Source organism: Paracoccus sulfuroxidans, assembly GCF_007830335.1.
In the GTDB taxonomy this organism is placed as follows: Bacteria; Pseudomonadota; Alphaproteobacteria; order Rhodobacterales; family Rhodobacteraceae; genus Paracoccus; species Paracoccus sulfuroxidans.
On sequence record NZ_VLKU01000001.1, the window covers coordinates 263,578 to 286,062 of the forward strand.

General features: G+C 62.5%; 26 protein-coding genes. 14 read left to right on the forward strand and 12 right to left on the reverse strand.

Annotated features, from left to right (window positions below; genetic code table 11):
- The first annotated feature begins 91 nt into the window (after positions 1-91).
- From IQ24_RS01275 to IQ24_RS01285, 3 genes are all read left to right on the forward strand, one after another.
- Entirely contained in the window at positions 92-2,053 is a 1,962-nt protein-coding gene (locus tag IQ24_RS01275) for a heme lyase CcmF/NrfE family subunit (RefSeq protein WP_145395897.1), read from the forward strand.
- A gap of 2 nt (positions 2,054-2,055) precedes the next feature.
- Positions 2,056-2,508, forward strand: coding sequence for a cytochrome c-type biogenesis protein (locus IQ24_RS01280; RefSeq protein WP_145395898.1), 453 nt, complete (start codon positions 2,056-2,058; stop codon positions 2,506-2,508).
- Positions 2,509-2,582: 74 nt separating this feature from the next.
- Positions 2,583-3,353, forward strand: a complete 771-nt coding sequence (locus IQ24_RS01285; RefSeq protein ID WP_145395899.1) for an enoyl-CoA hydratase-related protein — start codon at positions 2,583-2,585, stop codon at positions 3,351-3,353.
- Here IQ24_RS01285 and IQ24_RS01290 read toward each other — a convergent pair whose 3' ends face one another.
- The 3 genes from IQ24_RS01290 to IQ24_RS01300 form a co-directional block, all read right to left on the reverse strand.
- Positions 3,354-4,085: an NUDIX domain-containing protein gene (locus tag IQ24_RS01290; RefSeq protein WP_145395900.1), complete on the reverse strand. Its 732-nt coding sequence runs from the start codon at positions 4,083-4,085 to the stop codon at positions 3,354-3,356.
- Positions 4,082-4,501, reverse strand: coding sequence for a DUF983 domain-containing protein (locus IQ24_RS01295; protein WP_145395901.1), 420 nt, complete (start codon positions 4,499-4,501; stop codon positions 4,082-4,084). Before IQ24_RS01295 ends, IQ24_RS01290 begins: the two co-directional genes overlap by 4 nt.
- A 164-nt stretch (positions 4,502-4,665) precedes the next feature.
- Positions 4,666-6,048 carry a diguanylate cyclase gene (locus IQ24_RS01300; protein ID WP_145395902.1) on the reverse strand — a complete coding sequence of 461 codons (1,383 nt, stop codon included), beginning with the start codon at positions 6,046-6,048 and terminating at the stop codon, positions 4,666-4,668.
- A gap of 116 nt (positions 6,049-6,164) precedes the next feature.
- Here IQ24_RS01300 and IQ24_RS01305 point away from each other — a divergent pair, with 116 nt between their 5' ends.
- Positions 6,165-6,434, forward strand: coding sequence for a DUF3572 domain-containing protein (locus IQ24_RS01305; RefSeq protein ID WP_145395903.1), 270 nt, complete (start codon positions 6,165-6,167; stop codon positions 6,432-6,434).
- A gap of 15 nt (positions 6,435-6,449) precedes the next feature.
- Here the strand turns inward: IQ24_RS01305 and IQ24_RS01310 are convergent, their stop codons facing one another.
- Positions 6,450-7,811, reverse strand: coding sequence for an aminotransferase (locus IQ24_RS01310; RefSeq protein WP_145395904.1), 1,362 nt, complete (start codon positions 7,809-7,811; stop codon positions 6,450-6,452).
- Between the two features lie 82 nt (positions 7,812-7,893).
- On the opposite strand from IQ24_RS01310, the gene IQ24_RS01315 reads away from it, so the two are divergent.
- Positions 7,894-8,442 carry an SRPBCC family protein gene (locus IQ24_RS01315; protein WP_145395905.1) on the forward strand — a complete coding sequence of 183 codons (549 nt, stop codon included), beginning with the start codon at positions 7,894-7,896 and terminating at the stop codon, positions 8,440-8,442.
- Between the two features lie 352 nt (positions 8,443-8,794).
- On the opposite strand, the gene IQ24_RS01320 is transcribed toward IQ24_RS01315, so the two are convergent.
- Genes IQ24_RS01320 through IQ24_RS01350 form a run of 7 tightly spaced genes read right to left on the reverse strand, consistent with a single transcriptional unit; the run spans position 8,795 to position 13,673 of the window.
- Entirely contained in the window at positions 8,795-9,196 is a 402-nt protein-coding gene (locus IQ24_RS01320; RefSeq protein WP_145395906.1) for a hypothetical protein, read from the reverse strand.
- Complete coding sequence (locus tag IQ24_RS01325; RefSeq protein WP_145395907.1) at positions 9,193-9,579, reverse strand: response regulator; 387 nt, start codon at positions 9,577-9,579, stop codon at positions 9,193-9,195. Before IQ24_RS01325 ends, IQ24_RS01320 begins: the two co-directional genes overlap by 4 nt.
- Positions 9,580-9,595: 16 nt before the next feature.
- Positions 9,596-10,426 (reverse strand): CheR family methyltransferase, encoded by an 831-nt coding sequence (locus IQ24_RS01330; protein WP_145395908.1) that lies wholly within the window; start codon positions 10,424-10,426, stop codon positions 9,596-9,598.
- Entirely contained in the window at positions 10,423-10,890 is a 468-nt protein-coding gene (locus IQ24_RS01335) for a chemotaxis protein CheW (RefSeq protein ID WP_145395909.1), read from the reverse strand. Before IQ24_RS01335 ends, IQ24_RS01330 begins: the two co-directional genes overlap by 4 nt.
- Positions 10,891-10,894: 4 nt before the next feature.
- Positions 10,895-13,006 (reverse strand): chemotaxis protein CheA, encoded by a 2,112-nt coding sequence (locus IQ24_RS01340; protein ID WP_242007857.1) that lies wholly within the window; start codon positions 13,004-13,006, stop codon positions 10,895-10,897.
- A gap of 29 nt (positions 13,007-13,035) precedes the next feature.
- The gene (locus IQ24_RS01345) at positions 13,036-13,401 is read right to left on the reverse strand and encodes a response regulator (RefSeq protein ID WP_145395911.1); all 366 of its coding nucleotides are present in this window, start codon (positions 13,399-13,401) and stop codon (positions 13,036-13,038) included.
- A complete protein-coding gene (locus tag IQ24_RS01350; protein ID WP_145395912.1) occupies positions 13,398-13,673 on the reverse strand; it encodes an STAS domain-containing protein in 276 nt (91 codons plus the stop codon). Before IQ24_RS01350 ends, IQ24_RS01345 begins: the two co-directional genes overlap by 4 nt.
- Before the next feature lie 350 nt (positions 13,674-14,023).
- Here IQ24_RS01350 and rpsB point away from each other — a divergent pair, with 350 nt between their 5' ends.
- Positions 14,024-14,812, forward strand: coding sequence for a 30S ribosomal protein S2 (rpsB, locus tag IQ24_RS01355; RefSeq protein ID WP_145395913.1), 789 nt, complete (start codon positions 14,024-14,026; stop codon positions 14,810-14,812).
- 85 nt (positions 14,813-14,897) lie between these two features.
- Positions 14,898-15,788, forward strand: coding sequence for a translation elongation factor Ts (tsf, locus tag IQ24_RS01360; RefSeq protein ID WP_145395914.1), 891 nt, complete (start codon positions 14,898-14,900; stop codon positions 15,786-15,788).
- Positions 15,789-15,857: 69 nt separating this feature from the next.
- On the opposite strand, the gene IQ24_RS01365 is transcribed toward tsf, so the two are convergent.
- Positions 15,858-16,685 (reverse strand): helix-turn-helix transcriptional regulator, encoded by an 828-nt coding sequence (locus IQ24_RS01365; RefSeq protein WP_145395915.1) that lies wholly within the window; start codon positions 16,683-16,685, stop codon positions 15,858-15,860.
- A gap of 280 nt (positions 16,686-16,965) precedes the next feature.
- On the opposite strand from IQ24_RS01365, the gene IQ24_RS01370 reads away from it, so the two are divergent.
- From IQ24_RS01370 to IQ24_RS01400, 7 genes are all read left to right on the forward strand, one after another.
- A complete protein-coding gene (locus IQ24_RS01370; protein ID WP_145395916.1) occupies positions 16,966-17,550 on the forward strand; it encodes a (d)CMP kinase in 585 nt (194 codons plus the stop codon).
- Positions 17,547-18,590, forward strand: a complete 1,044-nt coding sequence (locus IQ24_RS01375; protein ID WP_145395917.1) for an NAD(P)H-dependent flavin oxidoreductase — start codon at positions 17,547-17,549, stop codon at positions 18,588-18,590. Before IQ24_RS01370 ends, IQ24_RS01375 begins: the two co-directional genes overlap by 4 nt.
- Before the next feature lie 199 nt (positions 18,591-18,789).
- The gene (rpsA, locus tag IQ24_RS01380; RefSeq protein WP_145395918.1) at positions 18,790-20,469 is read left to right on the forward strand and encodes a 30S ribosomal protein S1; all 1,680 of its coding nucleotides are present in this window, start codon (positions 18,790-18,792) and stop codon (positions 20,467-20,469) included.
- A 191-nt stretch (positions 20,470-20,660) separates the two neighbouring features.
- Positions 20,661-20,963, forward strand: a complete 303-nt coding sequence (ihfB, locus tag IQ24_RS01385; RefSeq protein WP_277872847.1) for an integration host factor subunit beta — start codon at positions 20,661-20,663, stop codon at positions 20,961-20,963.
- 37 nt (positions 20,964-21,000) lie between these two features.
- Positions 21,001-21,396: a LapA family protein gene (locus IQ24_RS01390; RefSeq protein WP_145395920.1), complete on the forward strand. Its 396-nt coding sequence runs from the start codon at positions 21,001-21,003 to the stop codon at positions 21,394-21,396.
- Entirely contained in the window at positions 21,396-22,034 is a 639-nt protein-coding gene (locus IQ24_RS01395) for a phosphoribosylanthranilate isomerase (protein WP_145395921.1), read from the forward strand. Before IQ24_RS01390 ends, IQ24_RS01395 begins: the two co-directional genes overlap by 1 nt.
- Entirely contained in the window at positions 22,031-22,477 is a 447-nt protein-coding gene (locus IQ24_RS01400) for a GNAT family N-acetyltransferase (RefSeq protein ID WP_145395922.1), read from the forward strand. The genes IQ24_RS01395 and IQ24_RS01400 overlap by 4 nt, the downstream gene beginning before the upstream one ends.
- Positions 22,478-22,485 lie beyond the last annotated feature (8 nt).

A 22,485-nucleotide genomic window follows, 5' to 3' on the forward strand; every position in this document is an offset into this window, starting at 1 on the left:
TGTCGGGCATGTGACACTATGGTCCGCATGGAGGGCTGGCATGCCTGCCATGCGGTCGCTATTCTGGCGGCCTTAACCCAGCGGAGGTTCCATGATCGCGGAAATCGGCCATTTCGCCCTGATACTTGCCTTCGCGGTGGCGGTATTCCAGATGATCGTGCCGCTGTTCGGTGCCTCGAAGGGCTGGTCCAGTTGGATGGAGGCCGGACGCCCGGCGGCGCTGGCGCAGTTCGGGCTGGTTGGCATCTCATTTGCCTGTCTGACCGTGGCCTTCGTGACCTCGGATTTCTCGGTCAAGCTGGTCTATGACAACTCGCACACGTTGAAACCGCTGCTTTACAAGATCTCGGGCGTCTGGGGGAACCATGAAGGCTCGATGCTGCTGTGGGTGATGATCCTCGCGCTGTTCGGCGCGGCCGCAGCCTCATTCGACGCGAACCTGCCGCCACGGCTGCGGGCGCGGGTTCTGGCGGTGCAGGCCTCGATCGGCGTGGCCTTCTATGCCTTCATCATCTTCACCTCCAACCCCTTCACCCGCATCGACAATCCGGCATTCAACGGCCGCGACCTGAACCCGTTGCTGCAGGATCCCGGCTTGGCGTTCCACCCGCCGTTCCTCTACCTCGGCTACGTCGGGCTCAGCATGGCGTTCAGCTTTGCCGTTGCCGCGCTGATCGAGGGCCGGGTCGACGCCGCCTGGGCCCGCTGGGTGCGCCCCTGGACGCTGGCCGCTTGGATGTTCCTGACCATCGGCATCGCGCTTGGTTCCTGGTGGGCTTACTACGAACTCGGCTGGGGTGGATTCTGGTTCTGGGACCCGGTCGAGAACGCCAGCTTCATGCCCTGGCTGATCGCCGCCGCCCTGTTGCATTCCGCCATCGTCGTCGAGAAGCGCGAGGCGCTGAAAAGCTGGACGATCCTTCTGGCGATCATGGCCTTCGGCTTCTCGCTGATCGGGACCTTCATCGTGCGTTCGGGCCTTCTCACCTCGGTCCACAGCTTCGCCAACGACCCCGAGCGGGGGCAGTTCATTCTGGGCATCCTCGCCTTCTTCGTCGGCGGCTCGCTGATCCTATATTCGTTCCGCGCCACCGCGATGCAGGCGAAGGGCGCGTTCGCCCCGGTCTCGCGCGAAGGGGCGCTGGTGCTGAACAACATCCTGCTGGCGGTATCCTGCTTCGTGGTCTTCATCGGGACGGTCTGGCCACTCGCGGCCGAGATGTTCTGGGACCGCCGGTTGGCCGTCGGCCCGCCCTTCTTCAACAAGGCCTTCACGCCCTTCATGATCGTCCTGGCCATCGTGCTGCCCTTCGGCTCGATCATGCCGTGGAAGCGCGCGCAGATCGGTCGCACCCTGCGTCCCCTGCGCAATGCCCTGCTGTTCGCGGCGGCGGTCATGTTGCTGGTCTTTGCCGTCTCGACCGGCCATTCCTCGATGGCGGTCATCGGCGCGGGGCTTGGCTCCTGGCTGATCGCGGGCTCGGCGGTGGATCTGTGGCAGCGGACCGGAAACTCGGGGCTTTCACGTCTGGCGCGTCTGCCGCGCGCCGATTGGGGCAAGGCCATCGCGCATGCGGGCCTGGGCGTCACCTTCATCGGCGTCAGCCTGCTGACCGCCTGGCAGGTCGAGGATATCCGCGTCGCCCGTGAAGGCGAGACCTTCCAGGTCGCGGACTATGACATCACGCTGGTCGATGTCGAGGAAGTGCCCGGCCCCAACTACACCTCGACCTTCGCCACCATGCGGGTGGAACGGGACGGCAAGCTGATCGCGACGATGACGCCCGAGAAGCGCTTCTACCCGGTGCAGGCGATGCCCACGACCGAGGCTGCCATCCGCTCCTCGGCCTTCAAGGACATCTATCTGGTGATCGGCGATGCCCAGCAGGGCGGCGGCTGGGCCGTGCGCAGCTATATCAAGCCCTTCGCCCTCTGGATCTGGCTCGGCTCGGGTCTGATGGCATTGGGCGGCGTCATCAGCCTGACCGACCGGCGCTACCGCGTCGCGGCGGGGGCCGCGCGCAAATCGCGCCTCGCACATCCGGCGGAATGACGATGCGGGTCCTGATCCTCTGTCTGGCGCTGGCCGCCGCATCACCCGCTTTCGCTGTCCAGCCCGATGAGATGCTCTCTGACCCCGCGCTTGAGGCGCGGGCGCGCGAGATCTCGAAGGCGCTGCGTTGCCCGGTCTGTCAGGGCGAAACCATCGACGAATCAAACGCCCCGATCAGCCGCGATCTGCGGCTTTACCTGCGCGAACGTCTGGTCGCTGGCGACAGCGATCAAGTCGCGATGGAGGCCATCACCGACCGTTTCGGCGAGGAGGTGCTGTTCGATCCGCCCGCCAAGGGCATCAACTGGGTGCTGTGGTTGTCGGGTCCGATCATGGCTCTGCTGGGTATTCTGATCGGCTGGCAATTCCTGCGGGTCCGCAGCCGCAGCGATGAGCCACAGGACCGTCTGAGCGAGGAAGAGCGTGCCCGGCTGGACCGGATCATGCGCGATTGACGCGAGGTCGGGCTTTTCCCGACCGTCAGGCTTCGGCAGGATCGGGCGGAATTTGAACAGATGAGGTCAGCAGCGTGAGCTTTCAGGCAATCGAATTTACCGAAGTTGATGGCATTGGCCGGCTGGCGCTGAACCGTCCGGACGTGATGAACGCTCTGAATTCGGTCATGCGGCGGGAGATTGTCAAGGCGATGACCAATCTTTCGCCGACGACGCGCTGTGTGGTGCTGACCGGGATCGGGCGGGCCTTCTGCTCGGGGCAGGACCTGACGGATGCGCGCGAGGGGATCGATCTGGAAAAGACCCTGCGCGACGAATACGAGCCGATGCTGGCGGCGATCTCAGATGCGCCGGTGCCGGTGATCTCGGCGGTGAACGGGGTTGCCGCAGGGGCCGGGGCCAATCTGGCGCTGGCCGCTGATGTGGTGATCGCGACCGAAAGCGCGAGCTTCATTCAGGCCTTCACCCGCATCGGCCTGATGCCGGATGCGGGCGGTACGCATATTGTCCCGCGCTCGGTCGGATCGGCGCGCGCCATGGGGATGATGCTTTTCGCGGACAAGATCCCGGCCTCGAAAGCGGCGGATTGGGGGATGATTTGGGAAGCGGTACCCGACGCGGAATACGAAGGCGTGGTCCGCGCCCGTGCGGCGGCGCTGGCAAACGGCCCGACGCGCGCCTTTCTGGCGATCCGCGAGGCCGTGCGGCTGTCGGGATCGAACAACCTTGCCCAACAGTTGCAGCTTGAGGCGCGCCTGCAGGGTGAACTGGGCCAGACGCGTGATTTCCACGAAGGCGTGCGCGCATTTCTGGAAAAACGCGCGCCCGATTTCACCGGCGAATGATCAGTCGATCCGCATGAACCGAGGCTGATTGCTGCGGTTGTCAAAGAAGGGGACCGAGGGCGGCACCGCCAGCGGTCCTTCGCCCGACAGCCGGACCAGCGCGGAAAGCTCGGCCAGTGCGACCTCGGTGATGAAGGGCAGATCCAGCGCGCGCGCCTCGGCAATCGGCACCCAATGCAGATGCGACAGCTCATCGCAGGCGCCGCTGAAATCGTGGATATCACCGTTGATGCAGCCCGCGTCCAGAACCAGAAAGCGGGCATCGAAGCGGCGCGGACGACCCGGCGGCGTGATCGCGCGGAACATATAGGTCAGGCCGGACGGGTCGGGCGCAAGCCCCGCACGTTCGTACATTTCCCAGCCTGCAGGCGCAGGTCCGGTTGATCCGGTCGTGAGGCCGGTTTCCTCAGCCAGCTCGCGCAAGGCGGCGGCGGCAATCTTCTCCGGCGCAGTCGAGACATTCTCGCGCGGCTCGGCGGCAAGGCGGCGGGCCGTTTCCCCCGCCAGAGGGCGGGCGAGTTCGGCGTCGCCATCCTCGGCATCGACCGCACCGCCCGGAAAGACGAATTTCGACGGCATGAAGACAGCCCCCGCGCCCCGTTGCCCCATCAACACCGACGGGCCCGCCGAAGCCGTTCGATCAAGGACGATCACAGTCGCCGCATCGCGGATCGGCACGGTGGTCGCGGTCGGGGTGTCATCGCCATTGGGGCTGGGGGCTGATTTGTTCACGAAGGCTGTGCCTCGGGCTGCGGTTCGGCCCGACCGAAGCCGTGCATCCGCCGGGCCCATTGCAGACCGATCAGCGCGCCCTTGATCGGGCGCAGCAGCGCCAGCGACAGGACAATGGCACCAATCGAGAACCAGATGAACATGGTCATGGGCGAGGGGCGGTACATCATATAGATCGCCATCAACAGCGGTGCACCCAGATGCGACACGATCAGCACTGTCAGATAGGCGGGGCCGTCATCGGCGCGCTGATGGTGCAGCTCTTCGCCGCAATGCTCGCAGGTGGGGTTGATGGCAAGATAGCCACGGAACAGATGGCCTTCGCCGCAGGACGGGCAACGGCCAACCGCGCCACGAAGCATGGCGGGTTTCATTGGGCGCTTGTTGGCTTCCGCATCGTCATCAACATAGGACATGTGCGCTTCCCTTTTTTGATCCCGTAGATTTAGGCGAATTCGGGTTCAAAGAAAAGCGCCGCGAAAGTCGTGCAAGGGTGGTGGTCAGGCGGAATTCGGGACGCGCGCAGCCGTAGGTCGGCCAGCTGGCGCGCGATGATCGGCCAAATGGGTCACGAATGTTGTCAATATGCGTCAATGGCTTGCCGTGCGAGGCAGACCTGATTTCGACCCTGACTTTTGGCCTGCAGCAAGGCCTTGTCGGCACAGTCCAGCAGGCGGTGATGCTGTGGTTGATGCGTCAATTTGTCCGAAGCGGCGACTGCCACGCCAATCGAGATGGTGACCAGAAGCTCGCTCTCTCGGGCGCTGTCGGGCAGCGCCACCGGGCGGGATGACATCGCCCCACGCATCTGATCGGCGATGCGCAGCGCCTCGTCCTCATTGCAGTTCGGCAGCGCCATGAGAAACTCCTCGCCGCCGAAACGCGACAGAAGCGCGTCGGGCGGCAGCATCCGGTCAAGACGCAGCGCGATCTCGGCCAGGACCGCATCGCCCGCGCCATGTCCATGAATGTCATTCACCCGCTTGAAATGGTCCACATCCATCAGCAGCACGGCAAAGCTCGCACGATTGCGCAGAGCCTGGACGGCAATTTCCTCAAGCCGAGGTTCGGCGTAGCGGCGGTTGAAGAGATTGGTCAGCGGATCGCGAATCGCGCAAAACCGATCCCATTGCTTTTCAAGGCGCATCCGGTCCGCCTCTTGCTTGCGCGCCAGCTGGGTTTCCAGACGCACCGCCGCTTCGGCAATCGCCTCAGACGACAGGAAGTTCGCGGGCAGCACGTCACCCGCGCCCAAGTCCAGTGCGATCGCCGTTTTTTCCTGCTGGCCGGGGGGCAGGACCATCACGAAGGCCGCGTCGCGCGACGCGGGGCGGGCCCGCAATTCCGCCATCAGGCGCATCCCGCCTTCGGGTTCGCGCAGATCCACCGCGATCAGATAAAGATCGGGCGGCTGTTCGGCCGCCGTCGTCGCCAGCGCCTTTTCGGGATCGGCAATCGCGATGGAGAAATCGACCCTGCCGTGCAGCGCCTGACGCCAGGCAAAGGCCGAGGACGGCGGGTCCGAGACGAAGACGGCTTTCGGGCGCACGGGATGATCGAAACCAGCCGCAGGCTCGGCCAGCCCGGTCACCTCTGCCGCCTCCTTGTTGCGGATGAGGCCACGGATCTGCGCCATCAGCGTGATTTCATCCTCATGCCGGTCGATCAGCGCGGACGCGCCGGCCTGCAGTGCCGCCACCCGCTCACTGCTGCGGGCCGACATCAGGATGGCCGTCTTCGCGCCCTCCCAGCTGTTGCGCAGCATCCGGCACAGCGCCGTCGGCAGCATGTCGGGCAGATCCGCCCCGATCAGCACCACATCTGGGCGCTCCATGGTGACGCAACGCAGCGCCTCTTGCCCGGTCGAGGCGGTCGAAACCTGATAGCAGGCCGAGACCAGCCGCGACTTCATCGCAAGCCGATTGGCGGGCAGGCCATCTGCGACTAGTATCCGCGTCGTCATGCGTCTATGTCCCGCGCTGTTGCTTTCAGTGTCTGGACGTTCGCATAAGAAAGTTAACGAACCGTTTCCGACAGACCCGTTTCAACGCCCGACCTGGCCTTACTCCAGAGGTTCCGATGACCAAGAATGAAGCGCGCGACATCGCGCTGGCTGGTTTCAACCATATTGCCGGGGACACCGAGCTGATTTCGGCGCTGCTTTATCAGGCAGGGGCCGATGCGGCCGCCTTGCGCGAAATGGCCGCACGCCCCGAGTTTCTGGTCTTCGTTCTGGATTTCCTGATGGAAAGCGATGAGCGCCTGCTGGGCTTCACCGCAGCCGAGGGGCTTGCGCCGCAGCGTGTCCAGATGGCGCGGGGCGTGCTGGGCGGGTTCGACAGCTTCTGACCCGCCCAACTTCTGTCAGGCAACCTCGGCAAAGACCTTTTTCAGGGCCGAATTCAGCTTGTCAAACATCTCATCCATCTGCGCTTCCGTCATGATGAAGGGCGGGCAAAGCACGATGGATTGCCCCAGCGGACGGCAGATCAGGCCCGCATCGGTGCTGGCATTGGCGATCCGCTCACTGACGGAAAGGCTGGCGTCGAAGGGGGTTTTGGTCGGTTTGTCGCGGACCGCCTCAAGCGCCCACATGAAGCCGACACCGCGATATTCGCCGATGTTCGGGTTCTCGGCCAGTTCCTTCATACCCGCCTCGAACCGGGGGGCGAGGCGTTTCACATTTTCGGCCAGCCCCTCGTTCATGACGACGTCGATGGCCTTGAGCGCCAGCGCGCAGCCGACCGGATGGCCCGAGGCGGTAAAGCCATGCGGGAATTCCTCGATCCGTTCGATGGCATCCTGCACCCGCTGGGCAAGCGGCCCCGACAGGATGACTGCACCCATCGGGAAATAACCAGCCGTCAGGTTCTTCGATGAGATGATGGCGTCCGGCGTGAAGCCGTAGGTCTGGGCCCCCCAGGTGTTGCCGGTGCGCCCGAAGCCGCAGATCACCTCATCCGAGACCAGAGGGATGTCATATTTGCGCAGGATCGGCTCAATCGCCTGGAAATAGCCCTTGGCTGGCGGGATCACACCGCCCGCGCCCATCACCGGCTCGGCAAAGAAGCCCGCGATGGTGTCAGCGCCTTCCTTCTGGATCGTCTCTTCCAGCTCTTTCGCGAGTCGCTGGACGAATTGCTCCTCGGTCTCGCCCTCCTCGCCGAAGCGCCAGTAATGCGGGCAGGTCAGGTGGATGAAGCCAGGCAGAGGCAGGCCGAAAACCTCATTATAGGGTTTGCCAGTCATCGAGGCCGAGACCGCCGTCACCCCGTGATAGGCGTTCCAACGGGTCAGGATCTTGCGGCGCTGCGGCCTGCCTTCAGAGGCGTGCAGGAACCACAGGATCTTAACCATGGTGTCATTCGCCTCGGATCCCGAGTTGGTGTAAAAGACCCGCCCGCTGTCGAAGGGCGAAACCTCGATCAGCTTTTCCGACAGCATGACGGTCTGGTCGGACATGCGACCGAAGAAGGAATGATAGCCGGGGAAACGCTCATATTGCGCCTTCACCGCGTCGATCAGCCCCTTGTGATCGAAACCCGCCACCATGTTCCAAAGGCCCGAGTTCGCGTCCAAATAGCGGCGCCCGTGCACGTCGACAATATAGGGCCCTTCGCCATGCGTCAGGACGACCGTGCCGCGTTCATGCACCGAGGGCATGTCGGTGAACCCGTAAAGCGAGTATTCCTCAGCGCGGGCTTCCCAACTTTGAGCTGCGGTCATCTGTGCCTCCATCGAACAAGTTTGAGCTCAGGCTATCGTCGGTGTCAGTCGCGTTCAATGGCGCTGCAGCGATGCCACCGTTGTGATTGATCCCTTCGTCGAATTGTCGCGTGATCGGCGCTATGATTGGCGAACTGATGGCAAGGGCCGACTGGCACCGGCTGGCTGCACAACGCAACTCGGGGAGGGGATTCCCATGGACGAGCGAATCGAGATCAGCATCGAAATCTCTGCCCCGATCGACCGCGTCTGGCGCGCGCTTACGGATTTCCGCGAGTTCGGCCAATGGTTTCGGGTCGAACTTGAGGGGCCGTTCGTGCCCGGCCAGCCCTTGTCGGGGATCATGGTTTATCCCGGGCAGGAAGGCGTTCGATGGCATGCGGTGATCAAGCGGATCAAGCCCTATCAGTTCATTTTTTGCTGGCCTCATGGGGATGGCACGAGCGAAGCGGACGACGTGATGACCCATGTCGAGTTCAGCCTGCAATCGCAGAACGGGGGGACGCGGGCGACGGTCGTGGAAACAGGTTTCGAGGATCTGCCGGACGCATTGCGGCACAAGGCGTTTGAGCAGAACTTCGAGGGGTGGACCGTTCAGATTCAGAACCTCAAGGATTATGCGGAGGGGTGATGTGCGTCGGGTTTCGCAAGGCAGGTGATGCGGGTCTTTGGATCGCAAGCCGCCTCGTAACTTGCGGCACATGATTGTTCACGCAGGTTCTGACGTCGTTGATCTGATTGCGTCTGATCTGAATTCCGAATGCTTTTCTGCAAGCTCATTTTCTTGGCTAGGCGGCATTTGATGCGGAGACCAACGGCGGTATCAACCAACTGTCTCGTCCGTGACAGCCTAGCCAAACTCTGGTCTGTGACGCTTCTATGTGTTGGAAGCGCGTTGGTTGCTATCATCCGAAACTGCCTCCTCCCTCGGCGGAAGCCTGAACGGATCTGCCCTACGCAAACATTTGCGTCTTGGCTCCAATTCACCATGTCCCGCGATGCTCAAAGAAGATGTCATCCTCGTCATCGGCGGCAGCGTCGTCTCCCTTAAGCAATCGCTGACGTAGTGAGTGAAGTTCGATGCCGTTCACAATTGCCACCTGCAGCATATGGCCTGTGCTGGGTCCGGCCGTCATGGACATGTGTTGAAAGAGCTTTTCGAACTCTGCAATCACCTGGGTCATTTCATCCAGCGACTGTATGGCCATCACCTCGTTTAGGCCGAACAAGTCGTCCGGGTGGCTGGCCAGCAGAAACTGCGATCTTTGCTGCATCATCTGCCCCACGATAAGTTGAAGGCTCAGGCAGGTCTGGTGAAGTCGGGTGAATTCTGCAGCAAGCAGCGCAGGATGATTGATTTTTGATGCGTTATTGCCTTCGCTCACAATCGGCCCACGACAGCTTCCAGGCAGGCTTTCAGTTCGATCGCAGTAAAAGGTTTCTTGATGAAGTTGTTCATGCCAAGGGATTTGCCCTGATCGATGATCTGTTTGTCGGCTCGACCGGTGATCAGAATGAAGCCCGTGCCCCGGGTCTTCGGCGTGGATCGGAGCGAGCGGAGAAGCTGCAACCCGTCCATTCCCGGCATGTTGAAATCCGACAGCACCAGATGAACCGGCCGCCGCGCCAGCTCGGCCATCGCAGCGGTCCCGTCAGACGCCTGATAGATATTGCGAATTCCAATTGCCTCCAGCGCCTGGGCGATCAGACCTCTGCTGGTCGACATGTCGTCCACGATCATGATGTGAAGTTGCTCTTTAAGACTCATGTGGGAATGCTTCCAGTCAGCCGTGAATTTTGCGGTAGGTCGTGTTTCCAACCGATTCCAGCCCCAGTTTTGCGGGGTCAGGAATGCGTTCAGAGTGGCCGATGAACAGCCAACCACCCTCCATCAGGCGCTGCGAAAAGCGCTGCCAGAGTGCGAGTTGTGCCTGCAGGTCAAAATAAATCACAACGTTCCTGCAGAAGATGACATCGAGTTTTTCGCGGATGTTCCAATGGCCGAGCAGGTTCATGGTAGTGAACTGAACTTGCCGCTGCAGGTTTTCCATGACCTTGAAGCCGTCGGGAGTGCGATGAAAGTATTTTTCGCGCTGAATAGCCGACAGACTTGAGGTTTCCTCAGGTGAATAGAGGCCCGCCCGTGCGCGTGAAATAATCTTGGTGTCGATATCGGTGGCGACAATAGTCGGGCGCGGACCCATATTGCCGCTGGCCTCATGAATTGCCATGGCGATCGAGAGGGGCTCCTGCCCGCTGGAGCAACCCGCCGACCAGGCATGGATTTCGCTTCGGTCGGCATCGCGCAAGGCTGGAACGACTTCGGTCGCCAATGTCTGAAAGTGACGTCTTTCGCGAAAGAAATGCGTTACATTGGTGGTGATGGCCGAGATCAACTCGGGCAGTTCCGGCTGCCCGGCGGGAGTGGCCAGAAGACCTGCATAGGATGCGATATCACGACAGCCGGTGGTAGAGATCCGCTTTCTCAGCCTTGCGCGAATCAATGCAAATTTTTCGGGTCCAAGGACGATCCCTGCCTCTGCATAGACCAGCGCGGCAATGTTCCGATAATGGATGTCGTCGGGATCAGCAGCTCTGATCACAGGCTTGTTCATGCGACTTCTGCCATATTGCCCGGCAGAACCTGCGAGAGGTCAAGCACGCGGATCAGGCGGTTCTCGAACAGGGTGAGCGCCTTGATACAGGAGGTGATACGGTCCTGGCCGATGCCGGGAGGGGTCTGCAGATCCTTTGCCGATAGGGTCAAAATGTCCGATACGGCATCGACCAGCAGGCCCGAAGTCTGGTTGTTGACACTGACGACGATGATGACGTTCAGTTCGTTTCGCTCTGCAGGCTCCATGCCCAGCCGGACCGAAAGATCCAGAACAGGCAGCACCGTGCCACGCAAATTGATGACACCTTTTACATAGTCTGGCGTGAAGGGCAGGGGAGTCGCCTTGGTCCAGCCACGAATCTCGCGTACGGACATGATGTCCAGGCAGAACTCCTGGTCGCCCAGTCGAAAGGCCAGAAGCTCAGCCTCGTCGGAATTGCGCTGGCGGGTATCGTCGTTCATGGGCTTATCCTGCAAGTGAGAGGTCGGAAACCTGGCTTCGATCTGTCTGGCGATCTGTCAGCCCGGCCGGATCGAGGATCAGAGCTATCTGCCCGTCGCCAAGGATCGTGGCGGCCGCGACGCCAGTGATTGGACCGTAGTTCTGATCCAGGCCTTTGATGACGACCTGCCGCTGTTCCATGATCGCATCGACGATCAATGCGCTACGCACGCCATCCTCTTTTTGCACGAGGATCACGATTGCTCCGGTCGGGCGCTGAGATGCGGGACGAAAGCCGAGGCGGGGCCCCAGATCGATCAGCGGCACCAGATCGCCGCGTATCAAGAGCAACTGACTATGGGCACCCACCTGCTTGATGGCGGCAGGGGTGAGCGTCGCTGTTTCGATAATGGCCGAGAGGGGAATGACCAGCGTCTGGTCGGCGACGCGGACGACCATTCCGTCCAGCACGGCCAGCGTCAACGGCAGCGAAATGCTGAACTGACTTCCCTGACCCGGATTGCTGGAGATCTTGATGCGGCCCCCCAGTGCGGTAATTGCACTTTGGACAACATCCATGCCAACCCCACGGCCGGAGAGAGCCGAAACCTGCTTTGCGGTCGAAAATCCGGGCAGGAAGATCAGATTGTCGATCTCGTTGTCAGAGAGAACGCTGTCAGCAGCAATCAATTTGCGCTCAATCGCGGTTGCGCGCACGCGGTCGCGATTGATGCCCGCGCCATCGTCAGAAATTTCGATCAGGACTCGTCCGGAGCTGTGGCGCGCCGAGAGAACCACGGTGCCCTCGGGCGATTTTCCGGCGGCGAGGCGCTGTTCAGCCGTCTCCAAACCATGATCGATCGCGTTGCGGATCATATGGGTCAGAGGGTCGGCGAGGCGTTCGATCACCGTCTTGTCGACCTCGGTCGTTTCGCCTTCGGTCCGCAGCTTGACCTGTTTGCCGACCGCCCCCGAGGCCTCGCGGACGATCCGGGCCATGCGCTGAAACAGCGGTTTGACGGGTTGGGCACGGATCATCATGACACTGTCCTGAATGTCGCGGGTCAGGATCATAAATTCTTCAAGGCCATTCTGTACGGCCGTGTCTTCGGCCACACCGGCCAGCGCCACGCTTTGCGCCAGCATCGCCTGATTGATCACCAGCTCTCCGACGAGATTGACCAGCCGATCAATCCGTTCAAGATCCACGCGAACCGTTGGATTGGTCTTCTCGGCCGCCTTGTCGCTTGTCTTATCGACATTCTGTGCGCTCGCCTGGGGCGGCGCGATGTCGACAATGGTCGGTGGTACATCTTCAGAAATCTGGATTGCCGGAGGAGCATGTTCGAGGGGCGGCTCGTCCGGGATCGGATCTTCCGCAAAAAAATTGTCCACAATGGCGTCCGCCGACCTGATCTCGAGCGCGCAGAGGTCCGAGACGAATTCGAAGATTTCTTCGATCTCGGCCCGCTCCGCCGAGGTGGTCAGGTCGATCTGCCAGCTGAGCCGGGAGTCCTCTGCATGATCGATCGAGAGCGCCAGATCATCAGGGATAAGGCAGCGGACATCGATATCGCCAAGCGTCGCGAGGCTGCGAAGCAGCAGCAGCGGGTCGTTGCCGCTGGCGTAGAACGTGGGGTGAGGCGTGAATTCCATCTGCCAGGTTCCGGCGACAGCCTCTTCGGGCGCCAGCCCCTCGTCGCTGCCGAAGTCGAAGCTGAGCATGGCGGGCGCGAAGTCGACCTCCTCCTCGGATGCGGGCATGTCGCCGGTCAGCGCGGCCAGGGCACTGAGAACCTCGTCCGAGCCATCAGGCGGGGGCTCATCGGCCTGCGCGGCGCGGACATGGTCCTGCAACATATCAGCACCTTGGAAGAAGAGGCGCGTGACATTCGGCGCAACCTGCAACCTTCCGCCACGCAATTCATCCAGCACGGTTTCGAACTGATGGGCGAAGGCCACGAGATCATCTAGACCGAAGGCTCCGGCCCCGCCCTTGATGGAATGCACGGCACGGAAGATGATATTGATGGTTTCGTCGTCATGCGTGCCCTCATCCAGAACGGCGAGGGCATCATGCAGGGTTTCCAGCAACTCCTCGCATTCGACAAAGAAGGAGGCGCGGATCTCGGCCATTGGATCATGTGACATCGGCGGACGGCCCCCTAACCCGTGACCATCTGGACGGTCTTGACCAGCTTTTGCGGATCGAACGGCTTGACGATCCAGCCGGTCGCCCCGGCGTTGCGGGCGCGCATCTTCAGCTCGGGTGCGCTTTCTGTGGTCAGGACCAGAATGGGAATGGCGCGCAGATGCTCTTTCTGGCGCACGGCCTCGATAAAGCCGAAGCCATCGAGGCGCGGCATGTTGATGTCCGAGATGATGATGTCGGGCGTGCTGGCGTCCAGCGTCTCAAGCCCGTGGACGCCATCTTCGGCGACAACCACCGACATGCCAACCGCAGAAAGGGTCAGGCGGATCATGTCGCGCATCGTTCGGCTGTCGTCGACAGCCAGCACAGTCAAGGTCATTCGGACCCTCCGTTCATCAATGCATCGGGGGAGAGGCCAAAGAGCGCCAGCGCCCCGTCGAATTCCCCGGATCGTGGCAAAACCGCGAAATCCTGACCGTCCTGTCGCCACTGTCTTGCGGCGGCAAGCAGCAGTTGCAGCCCAAGGCCGCCCAGATAGGTGACCCCGGACGCGTCCAGCGTCACCGGGCCGCCGCGCATCGAGAGGATGTCCCGCGTCAGCGATTGCGCCACGCTGAGATCAAGCCGCGAGGGCAGGGGAAGCACGCTCATGTCGTCATCCATCGGGGCGCTAGCAGGGATTGCCGCATCTGACGGGCCTTTCCAGTTTCGGTTGATCCGCTTATGGCAGGACAAGGGTTAAGGTTCGGTTGATCCGCCCGCACAGAATGCCACGCAGACCCGCGTTTTGTGCCGAACGGCTAAAATGCCGGGGATTTTCCTCGGTCATGGCACGCGGATGGTGCGGGCCGGACGATATGGGGTTGCAATCGGGGCGGAATGCGCCTATCTCGCGCGGACTTCACAGGCGGGGTCGGGCCCCGGCGGGAGACATCCGCCGCAAGGTCCACCGGTTGGGGCAATGCCCTGAAAGCCCCGCCAAGGCGCAAACCGGAAAGGAAATGGACATGGCGCTTCCTGATTTCTCGATGCGTCAGCTTTTGGAAGCTGGCGTTCACTACGGCCACCAGACCCAGCGTTGGAATCCGCGCATGGCTCCGTTCATCTATGGCGAACGGAATGGCATCCACATTTTCGACCTGACGCAGACCGTCCCGATGCTGGACCAGGCGCTGCAGGTCATCCGCGACACCGTCGCCAAAGGCGGTCGCGTTCTCTTCGTCGGCACCAAGCGTCAGGCTCAGAAAGCCGTCGCTGAAGCCGCCGAAAAATCGGCGCAGTACTACATGAACCACCGCTGGCTGGGTGGCACGCTGACCAACTGGAAAACCGTTTCCCAGTCGATCCAGCGCCTGAAAGCCATCGATGAGACGATGTCGGGCGGCGCCGAAGGCCTCACCAAGAAAGAGCGCCTGGGCATGGAACGCGAGCAGGCCAAACTGCAGGCCTCGCTGGGCGGGATCCGCGAAATGGGCGGTCTGCCGGACCTGCTGTTCGTGATCGACGTCAACAAGGAAGACCTGGCGATCGCCGAAGCGAAAAAACTGGGCATCCCGGTTGTCGCCATCGTCGACACCAACTGCTCGCCCAAGGGCGTGGACTACATCATCCCGGGCAACGATGACGCGGCACGCGCCATCGCGCTTTACTGTGACCTGGCCAGCCGCGCGGCTCTGGACGGCATGACCGCCCAGATGGGCGCAGCCGGTGTCGACCTTGGTGCGCTGGAAGTGAGCGTCGAGGAAGATCTGGCCGGTGACGCGGCTGCGGAAGAGCAAGCCGACGCCTGATCGATCCGGCTCCCGGATCTTTCACGCAACATTCATCAGGCGGGGATAAGCCCCGCCTGACGCATTGAAATCAAGGAGACATCGGATGACTATCACCGCTGCAATGGTGAAGGAACTGCGCGAAAGCACCGGCGCAGGCATGATGGACGCCAAGAAGGCGCTGACCGAAACCAATGGCGACATGGAAGCCGCCGTTGACTGGCTGCGCACCAAGGGCCTGGCGAAAGCCGCCAAGAAATCGGGCCGCGTTGCTGCCGAAGGTCTGGTGGGCGTGTCCGTCACCGACGGTCGTGGCGTCGCCATCGAGCTGAACTCGGAAACCGATTTCGTTGCGAAAAACGCCGATTTCCAGAAACTCGTCCGCGAGATCACCGATCTGGCGCTGAGCACTGGCGAAGACCTCGAGGTCCTGCGTCAGACCCAGCTGAACGGCAAGACCGTTGACGAAGTCCTGACCGAAGCCATCGCCCGCATCGGCGAGAACATGACGCTGCGCCGGATGCATGTCCTGAACGGCAGCACCATCGTGTCCTATGTGCACAATGCGGCCGCAGACGGCATGGGCAAGATCGGCGTTCTGGTCGCGCTGAACGGCGACGCGCAGAAGGCGCAAGAAGTCGGCAAGCAGATCGCGATGCACATCGCCGCGACCAACCCGGCCTCGCTGTCGGAAGCCGATCTGGACCCGGCGCTGGTCGAGCGTGAGAAGAACGTTCTGACCGAGCAGGCTCGTGAATCGGGCAAGCCGGAAGCCGTGATCGCGAAGATGATCGAAGGCCGCATGGCGAAATTCCTGGAAGAAGTCACGCTTCTTGGCCAGAAATTCGTCATCAACCCCGACATTACCGTGGCTCAGGCCGCGAAGGATGCGGGCGTTGAAGTGACCGGCTATGCCCGCGTCGAAGTCGGCGAAGGCATCGAGAAGAAGGAAGAGGATTTCGCAGCCGAGGTCGCCAAGACCATGGCCGGAGCCTGATCCTTTCCGCGCTTCGAAACAGTGAAACGCCGGCCAGATTGGTCGGCGTTTTTCGTTCTGGCTGCCTCTTTAGGCAGTAAAGCGAAGCTTGCCCAGATCGCGCTGATAACGCTGCGGCGAGGGCGTGCTGTCGGGCCGCGTCTCGGGGAAGCCGCTGTCCGAGAAGATATGGCGGCGAATCGAGGCCAGAATGATCGCCTGCGCCGTCGTGCGCGCGCCAAGAGCGCGGCGTGCCAGCCGCAGGTGCTTTTCGATGGTCGCGGGGGTGACCTCCAGACGCTCTGCAATCTCGGCCATCGTCTGGCCAACCGAAATCGCCTCAAGCACCTCGCGCTGGCGCGCGGTCAGCACATCATCAGGTTGGGCATAGGGCAGGCTGGAGATGCGCAGATGCGCGAGCCCCGTCAGCGCGATGATTTCGCGCGCGTTCTTCTGCCACAGCTCGTCGATCTTGTCCTGCCGCCGCCCGGTGTCCGACAAGAAGACGATGCCCGCACGAACGCGCGGCACCGACTCGAGCATGCTCATGCCGTAGCCGCCGACATGGCCGAAGCGGCCAAAGAGGTCCATCACCTCATTTTCGTCCACGGTGGTGCGGCCCTGGCTGCGCTCGGTCCGCATCCAGTCCCACGAAAGCCAACCTTGTTCGCAGCTCAGCTTGCGGTAAAGCGGCAGGCTTTCCAGCTGGCCATTGCACAGGATGTCGTTGCGCAACCTTTCGGGGAAGGTCGACAGCAGGATGCGGTCATTGACCAGTTGATCGCTTGGCGTTTCCAGAAAACGCATGGCGAAATACATGACCGAAGGAAAACCCAGCGTGGCGAGACGCGACACGAAAGGCGTCCAAACTTCAGCGGCGGTGCGGGCACCTAGAAACTCTTCGATCGTTTCGATCATTTGTGCAATCTTTGACTGGGTTAACCAAAAGGCAGGGCCTCGATTCCATGTTCGATCAAGGCGCGCAAATGTTCAATGGTGCAAGACGTCTAAGCCATCCAGATGACTTCCGGGCCACACCCCGGCACTGCGCGAAGCGTTGAAACCCGCCTTCCGATCGGCGTAATCTTGCAGGGCGTCCCGTGCGGCGCATCGCGGCCTGACGATCTGCCGGGTTGGGCTGGACCCGCTTCCGGTTGCATGGCAAGTGCAGCCGTTCACACCAAGACCCGAGGTGCCCATGCCCTTTACCATCGCCATCGACGGCCCTGCAGCCTCTGGAAAGGGCACGCTTGCGCGAGCTCTGGCGACGCATTTCGGCTTTGCGCATCTTGACACCGGGCTGCTTTACCGGGCCGTGGGCGCGATGGGCGGGGACCCCATCGATGCCGCGCAAAGGCTTCAGCCTTCGGACCTTCAGCGCTCGGACCTGCGCAGCGCCGAGGCCGGGCAGGCCGCAAGCCGCGTCGCCGCCATTCCCGAAGTGCGCGCGGCTTTGCTGGAGTTTCAGCGCCGCTTCGCCGCGACCGAACCCGGCGCCGTGCTGGACGGACGCGACATCGGCACGGTCATCTGCCCGGATGCTGAGGTGAAGCTTTACGTCACCGCCAGCGATACCATCCGTGCCCGCCGCCGTGCGCTGGAGCTTGGCGCCGATGAGGCGCAGATGCTGCGCGAATTGCGCGAACGCGATGCCCGGGACGCGGTGAGGGATGTCGCCCCGATGAAACCCGCGGCGGATGCCGTGACGCTCGACACCAGCGACATGAGCATCGATGATGCCATCGCGAAAGCGGTCGAGATTGTCGAAAGGGTGCGGGCATGAACCAGCGGGCGTTCGATCTTGCGGAATTGGCTGTTCCGGTCATTCAGGCCCCGATGGCAGGGATCGCGACGCCACGGCTTGCCGCCGAGGTCAGCCGGGCAGGGGGCCTGGGCTCGCTGGGTCTGGGCGCGTCGACGGCGGCTCAGGCCGCGCAGATGATGACCGAGACCGAGGCGCTGCTGGGCTCGCGCCGCTATGGCGTCAATTTCTTCTGTCACCAGCCCGCGCGCCGGGATGCAGGCGTCGAACGCGGCTGGATCGACTATCTGGCCTCGGGCTTTGCTGCCCAAGGCGCAGCGGCACCGACCGGTCTGACCGAGATTTACCAAAGCTTTCTGACAGATGACGCCATGCTGGCGGCGGTTCTTGCCGCGCGCCCCGCGGTGATCAGCTTCCATTTCGGCCTGCCCGATGCCACACGGATCGCCGCGCTGCGCGAGACCGGGGCGCTGCTTCTGGCCTCTGCGACCAGCCGCGCCGAGGCTGCCGCGATCGCCCGCGCAGGTCTTGACGGCATCATCGCGCAAGGCTGGCAGGCCGGGGGGCATCGGGGCCTCTTCGACCCTGAGGGCGCTGATGACAGGCTGACGACGGCGGATCTCTTCGCCGCACTCTTGGAGCAGCCGCTTCCGGTCATTCCGGCCGGGGCGATCATGGACGGGGCCGAGGCCGCCGTTTTCCTCAAGGCCGGAGCGCCTGCCGTCCAGATGGGCACGGCCTTCCTCGCCTGCCCGGAATCGCAGGCGAGCACTCTGCATCGCGAGGGGCTGTCCTCGCGGGAAAGCGTGATGACGCGGGCGATCTCGGGCCGCCCGGCGCGCGCGCTGCGCAATCACCTCAGCGATCTGGGGCAGGCGGCGGGTGCCGCGCAGGTTCCCGACTATCCGTTGCCCTATGATCTGTCGAAACAGCTGAACGCGCTGGCGGGCGGCACGGATTACGCCGCGCATTGGGCGGGGGCGGGTGCTGCCAGAGCGCGCGCCATGCCTGCGGCCGAGCTGGTCGCCACGCTTGCGCAAGAGATCGCGGCCCATCGCTGAAAAACCGCCGCAAAGCTTGCTTTTGCCCGGTGAACTCGGTATATGGCGCCTGTCAGATGGGCGATGGGGTCAGAACAGACCGCTTCACACAAGGGTCGGGCGTAAGCTTCGACCCTTTGCGCTTATCGCGACAGGCAACGAACAGACCGGCGGAGCCAACCGCATGGCCAGAAAACCGTATAAAGGAAACTAGACACGCATGTCCGCTAAAGCGACCATGGAGGAATTCGAGGCCCTCCTTAATGAAAGCCTCGCAATCGACACCCCGGACGAAGGTTCGGTCGTCAAAGGCAAGGTCATCGCCATCGAGGCGGGCCAGGCCATCATCGACGTCGGCTACAAGATGGAAGGCCGCGTTGATCTGAAAGAATTCGCAAATCCCGGCGAAGACGCCAATATCGCCGTTGGCGACGAAGTCGAGGTTTATCTCGACCGGGTCGAGAACGCCCGTGGCGAAGCGTCGATCTCGCGCGAGAAAGCTCGCCGCGAAGAAGCCTGGGATCGCCTTGAAAAGGCATATGCAGCGGAAGAGCGCGTCGATGGCGCCATCTTCGGTCGCGTCAAGGGTGGCTTCACCGTGGATCTGGGCGGCGCTGTTGCGTTCCTGCCGGGCTCGCAGGTTGACGTCCGTCCGGTGCGTGATGCCGGCCCGCTGATGGGTCTGAAGCAGCCGTTCCAGATCCTGAAAATGGACCGTCGCCGTGGCAACATCGTTGTCTCGCGCCGCGCGATCCTGGAAGAAAGCCGCGCCGAACAGCGCGCCGAAGTCATCGCCAACCTGACCGAAGGTCAGACGGTCGACGGCGTGGTCAAGAACATCACCGAATACGGTGCCTTCGTTGACCTGGGCGGCGTTGACGGTCTGCTGCACGTCACCGACATGGCCTGGCGCCGCGTCAACCACCCGTCCGAGATCCTGTCGATCGGCGAAACCGTCAAGGTTCAGGTCGTCAAGATCAACAAGGACACCCACCGCATCAGCCTGGGCATGAAACAGCTGCAGGCCGATCCGTGGGATACGGTTGCCGCGAAATTCCCGATCGGCTCGGTCCATTCGGGCCGCGTGACCAACATCACCGATTACGGCGCGTTCGTCGAACTGGAAGCCGGTGTCGAGGGTCTGGTCCACGTTTCGGAAATGTCCTGGACCAAGAAGAACGTCCACCCCGGCAAGATCGTCTCGACCTCGCAGGAAGTCGACGTCATGGTGCTGGAAATCGACGAAGCCAAGCGCCGCGTGTCGCTGGGTCTCAAGCAGACCATGCGCAACCCGTGGGAAGTCTTTGCCGAAACCCACCCCGAGGGCACCCTCATCGAGGGCGAAGTCAAGAACATCACCGAATTCGGTCTGTTCATCGGCCTCGAGGGCGACATCGACGGCATGGTTCACCTGTCGGACATCTCGTGGGATGCCCGTGGCGAAGACGCCATCCAGGACTTCCGCAAGGGCGACATGGTGAAAGCCGTTGTCCAGGAAGTCGACGTCGAGAAAGAGCGTATCTCGCTCTCGATCAAGGCGCTGGAAAAAGACACCATGTCGGAAGCCGTTGAAGGCGTGAAGCGTGGTTCGGTCATCACCGTCACGGTCACCGCGATCGAAGACGGCGGCATCGAGGTCGAGTACAACGGCATGAAATCCTTCATCCGTCGTTCGGACCTGGCCCGCGACCGTCAGGACCAGCGCCCCGAGCGCTTCCAGGTCGGTGACCACGTCGACGTCCGCGTCACCAACATCGACACCAAGACCCGTCGTCTGGGCCTGTCGATCAAAGCACGCGAAATCGCCGAAGAAAAAGAAGCCGTCGAACAGTATGGCAGCTCGGATTCCGGCGCTTCGCTGGGCGACATCCTTGGCGCCGCGCTGAAGAGCAAGAACTGATTTCTTCCGAAATCGACATCGCCGCCTCCGGATCCTGCCGGGGGCGGCTTTTTCTATGCCAAATTCCGCCGATCAAGCGCCCTTGGTGAGAAAATTCGGCAACTGAAGCTTGGGGTTGCGCGTTCTTTGTTTGATTGCGTCGGCGGCTGATCTACAATGATAATTCAGCAGTGCACGACCGGGCACGAAAAATATCAGGACGAAAAATGATCCGCTCCGAGCTCATTCAAAAGATTTCCGAAGAGAATCCGCACCTGTTTCAGCGCGATGTAGAGCGGATTGTGAACACCATCTTCGAAGAGGTCATCAACGCCATGGCGCGGGGCGACCGGGTCGAGTTGCGCGGCTTCGGCGCCTTCTCGGTCAAGAAGCGCGACTCGCGTCAGGGGCGAAACCCCCGCACCGGCGAGTCCGTCAGCGTCGACGAAAAGCATGTGCCCTTCTTCAAGACCGGAAAACTGCTGCGCGAGCGGTTGAACGGAGAGGCCGAATAGGCCAAATTGGCGCCGGATTTAGGCTCCGGGGGGTAACATGCGCGCGATCCGTCTTTTCTTCATGGTCGCCTTGGCGGTGTTCCTGATCATTGTGGCTCTGGCCAATCGCCAGATGGTCACGGTCAGCCTGCTGCCTTCGAATTTTGAGCCTCTGGTCGGCGGGCAATGGGCGCTCTCCATGCCGGTTTTCCTGGCGCTCTTCCTCGCAATGGTCTTCGGCCTTCTGGTCGGCGTCGTCTGGGAATGGCTGCGCGAGTCGCATCTGCGCGCCGAATCGAGCCGCCGCGCCCAAGACCTCGCCCGGCTCGAGCGTGAGATGGGCGCGCTGCGTCGCGACCATGGCCGCCCGAAGGATGAGGTCGTGGCCATTCTGGACGCCAACCTCACGCCCGCGCCGCGTCCGCAGACGGACAGCCTGCCTGCGGTTCGCTGATGCCGACCGCCGTCAAGATCTGTGGCCTGACCGAGCCTCAGGGGCTGGACACCGCCATTCAGGCGGGCGCACGCTACACGGGCTTCGTCTTCTTCCCGAAATCGCCGCGCAACATCGCCCCCGCCGATGCCGCCACGCTGGCGACACTCGTGCCGCCCGGCGTTGCGCGAACCGGGCTTTTCGTGAACCCCGATGACGCGCTTCTGCAATCGGTACTGGCACAGGTGCCCCTCGACATCATCCAGCTTCACGGCAGCGAAATCCCGGCGCGCGTGGCCGAGGTGAAGGCGCTGACCGGCCTGCCGGTGATGAAAGCCGTCGGTGTCGCCGAGGCCGCCGATCTCGATCAGCTCTGGGACTACGGCCTTGTCGCCGACATGCTGCTGGTCGACGCAAAGCCCCCGAAGGATGCCGTCCTGCCCGGCGGCAACGGGCTTGCCTTCGACTGGCGGCTGCTGGCCGGGCGCAAGCTCCTGAAGCCCTGGCTGCTTGCGGGCGGCCTCACCCCCGAGAACGTGGCCGAGGCGATCCGCCTGACCCGCCCCGGCGGCGTCGACGTCTCCTCCGGCGTCGAAAGCGCGCCGGGCGTCAAGGATCCGCAGCGCATCCGCGACTTCATCGCCGCCGCCTCCGAATGAGCGTGACCTTCCGCCCGGCGCAACGCGGTGACGTCGCCGATGTGGTCGCGCTGCTCGGCGATGACATGTTGGGGCAGGGCCGCGAACACGCCGCGCTCGACCGCTACCTCGCCGCCTTCGACACGATGCAGGCGGAAGGCGCCAATCACCTGATCGTCGGCACCGACCAAGGCAAGATCACCGCCTGCTATCAGATCACCTTCATCTCGGGCCTGTCGCTCTCGGCCACCCGCCGCGCCCAGATCGAAGGCGTCCGCGTCGCCAGCGACGCGCGCGGGCAGGGGATCGGCGCGCTCCTCATTGAGGACGCCGAGGCCCGCGCCCGCGCCGCCGGATGCACGCTCCTGCAATTCACCACCAATCGCGCCCGCGATGACGCACATCGCTTCTACGAGAGGCTTGGCTTTACCCCCTCGCATATCGGCTATAAGAAATCTCTTTGACGGGCTTC

What these genes read in the sequence shown, in the direction of transcription:
- IQ24_RS01275 (WP_145395897.1), top strand. Translation starts at nt 92, where the DNA reads ATGATCGCGGAAATCGGCCATTTCGCCCTGATACTTGCCTTCGCGGTG.
- IQ24_RS01280 (WP_145395898.1), top strand. Translation starts at nt 2,056, where the DNA reads ATGCGGGTCCTGATCCTCTGTCTGGCGCTGGCCGCCGCATCACCCGCT.
- IQ24_RS01295 (WP_145395901.1), bottom strand. Translation starts at nt 4,501, where the DNA reads ATGTCCTATGTTGATGACGATGCGGAAGCCAACAAGCGCCCAATGAAA.
- IQ24_RS01300 (WP_145395902.1), bottom strand. Translation starts at nt 6,048, where the DNA reads ATGACGACGCGGATACTAGTCGCAGATGGCCTGCCCGCCAATCGGCTT.
- IQ24_RS01305 (WP_145395903.1), top strand. Translation starts at nt 6,165, where the DNA reads ATGACCAAGAATGAAGCGCGCGACATCGCGCTGGCTGGTTTCAACCAT.
- IQ24_RS01310 (WP_145395904.1), bottom strand. Translation starts at nt 7,811, where the DNA reads ATGACCGCAGCTCAAAGTTGGGAAGCCCGCGCTGAGGAATACTCGCTT.
- IQ24_RS01325 (WP_145395907.1), bottom strand. Translation starts at nt 9,579, where the DNA reads ATGAGTCTTAAAGAGCAACTTCACATCATGATCGTGGACGACATGTCG.
- IQ24_RS01330 (WP_145395908.1), bottom strand. Translation starts at nt 10,426, where the DNA reads ATGAACAAGCCTGTGATCAGAGCTGCTGATCCCGACGACATCCATTAT.
- IQ24_RS01335 (WP_145395909.1), bottom strand. Translation starts at nt 10,890, where the DNA reads ATGAACGACGATACCCGCCAGCGCAATTCCGACGAGGCTGAGCTTCTG.
- IQ24_RS01340 (WP_242007857.1), bottom strand. Translation starts at nt 13,006, where the DNA reads ATGGCCGAGATCCGCGCCTCCTTCTTTGTCGAATGCGAGGAGTTGCTG.
- IQ24_RS01345 (WP_145395911.1), bottom strand. Translation starts at nt 13,401, where the DNA reads ATGACCTTGACTGTGCTGGCTGTCGACGACAGCCGAACGATGCGCGAC.
- IQ24_RS01350 (WP_145395912.1), bottom strand. Translation starts at nt 13,673, where the DNA reads ATGAGCGTGCTTCCCCTGCCCTCGCGGCTTGATCTCAGCGTGGCGCAA.
- rpsB (WP_145395913.1), top strand. Translation starts at nt 14,024, where the DNA reads ATGGACATGGCGCTTCCTGATTTCTCGATGCGTCAGCTTTTGGAAGCT.
- tsf (WP_145395914.1), top strand. Translation starts at nt 14,898, where the DNA reads ATGACTATCACCGCTGCAATGGTGAAGGAACTGCGCGAAAGCACCGGC.
- IQ24_RS01365 (WP_145395915.1), bottom strand. Translation starts at nt 16,685, where the DNA reads ATGATCGAAACGATCGAAGAGTTTCTAGGTGCCCGCACCGCCGCTGAA.
- IQ24_RS01370 (WP_145395916.1), top strand. Translation starts at nt 16,966, where the DNA reads ATGCCCTTTACCATCGCCATCGACGGCCCTGCAGCCTCTGGAAAGGGC.
- IQ24_RS01375 (WP_145395917.1), top strand. Translation starts at nt 17,547, where the DNA reads ATGAACCAGCGGGCGTTCGATCTTGCGGAATTGGCTGTTCCGGTCATT.
- rpsA (WP_145395918.1), top strand. Translation starts at nt 18,790, where the DNA reads ATGTCCGCTAAAGCGACCATGGAGGAATTCGAGGCCCTCCTTAATGAA.
- IQ24_RS01390 (WP_145395920.1), top strand. Translation starts at nt 21,001, where the DNA reads ATGCGCGCGATCCGTCTTTTCTTCATGGTCGCCTTGGCGGTGTTCCTG.
- IQ24_RS01395 (WP_145395921.1), top strand. Translation starts at nt 21,396, where the DNA reads ATGCCGACCGCCGTCAAGATCTGTGGCCTGACCGAGCCTCAGGGGCTG.
- IQ24_RS01400 (WP_145395922.1), top strand. Translation starts at nt 22,031, where the DNA reads ATGAGCGTGACCTTCCGCCCGGCGCAACGCGGTGACGTCGCCGATGTG.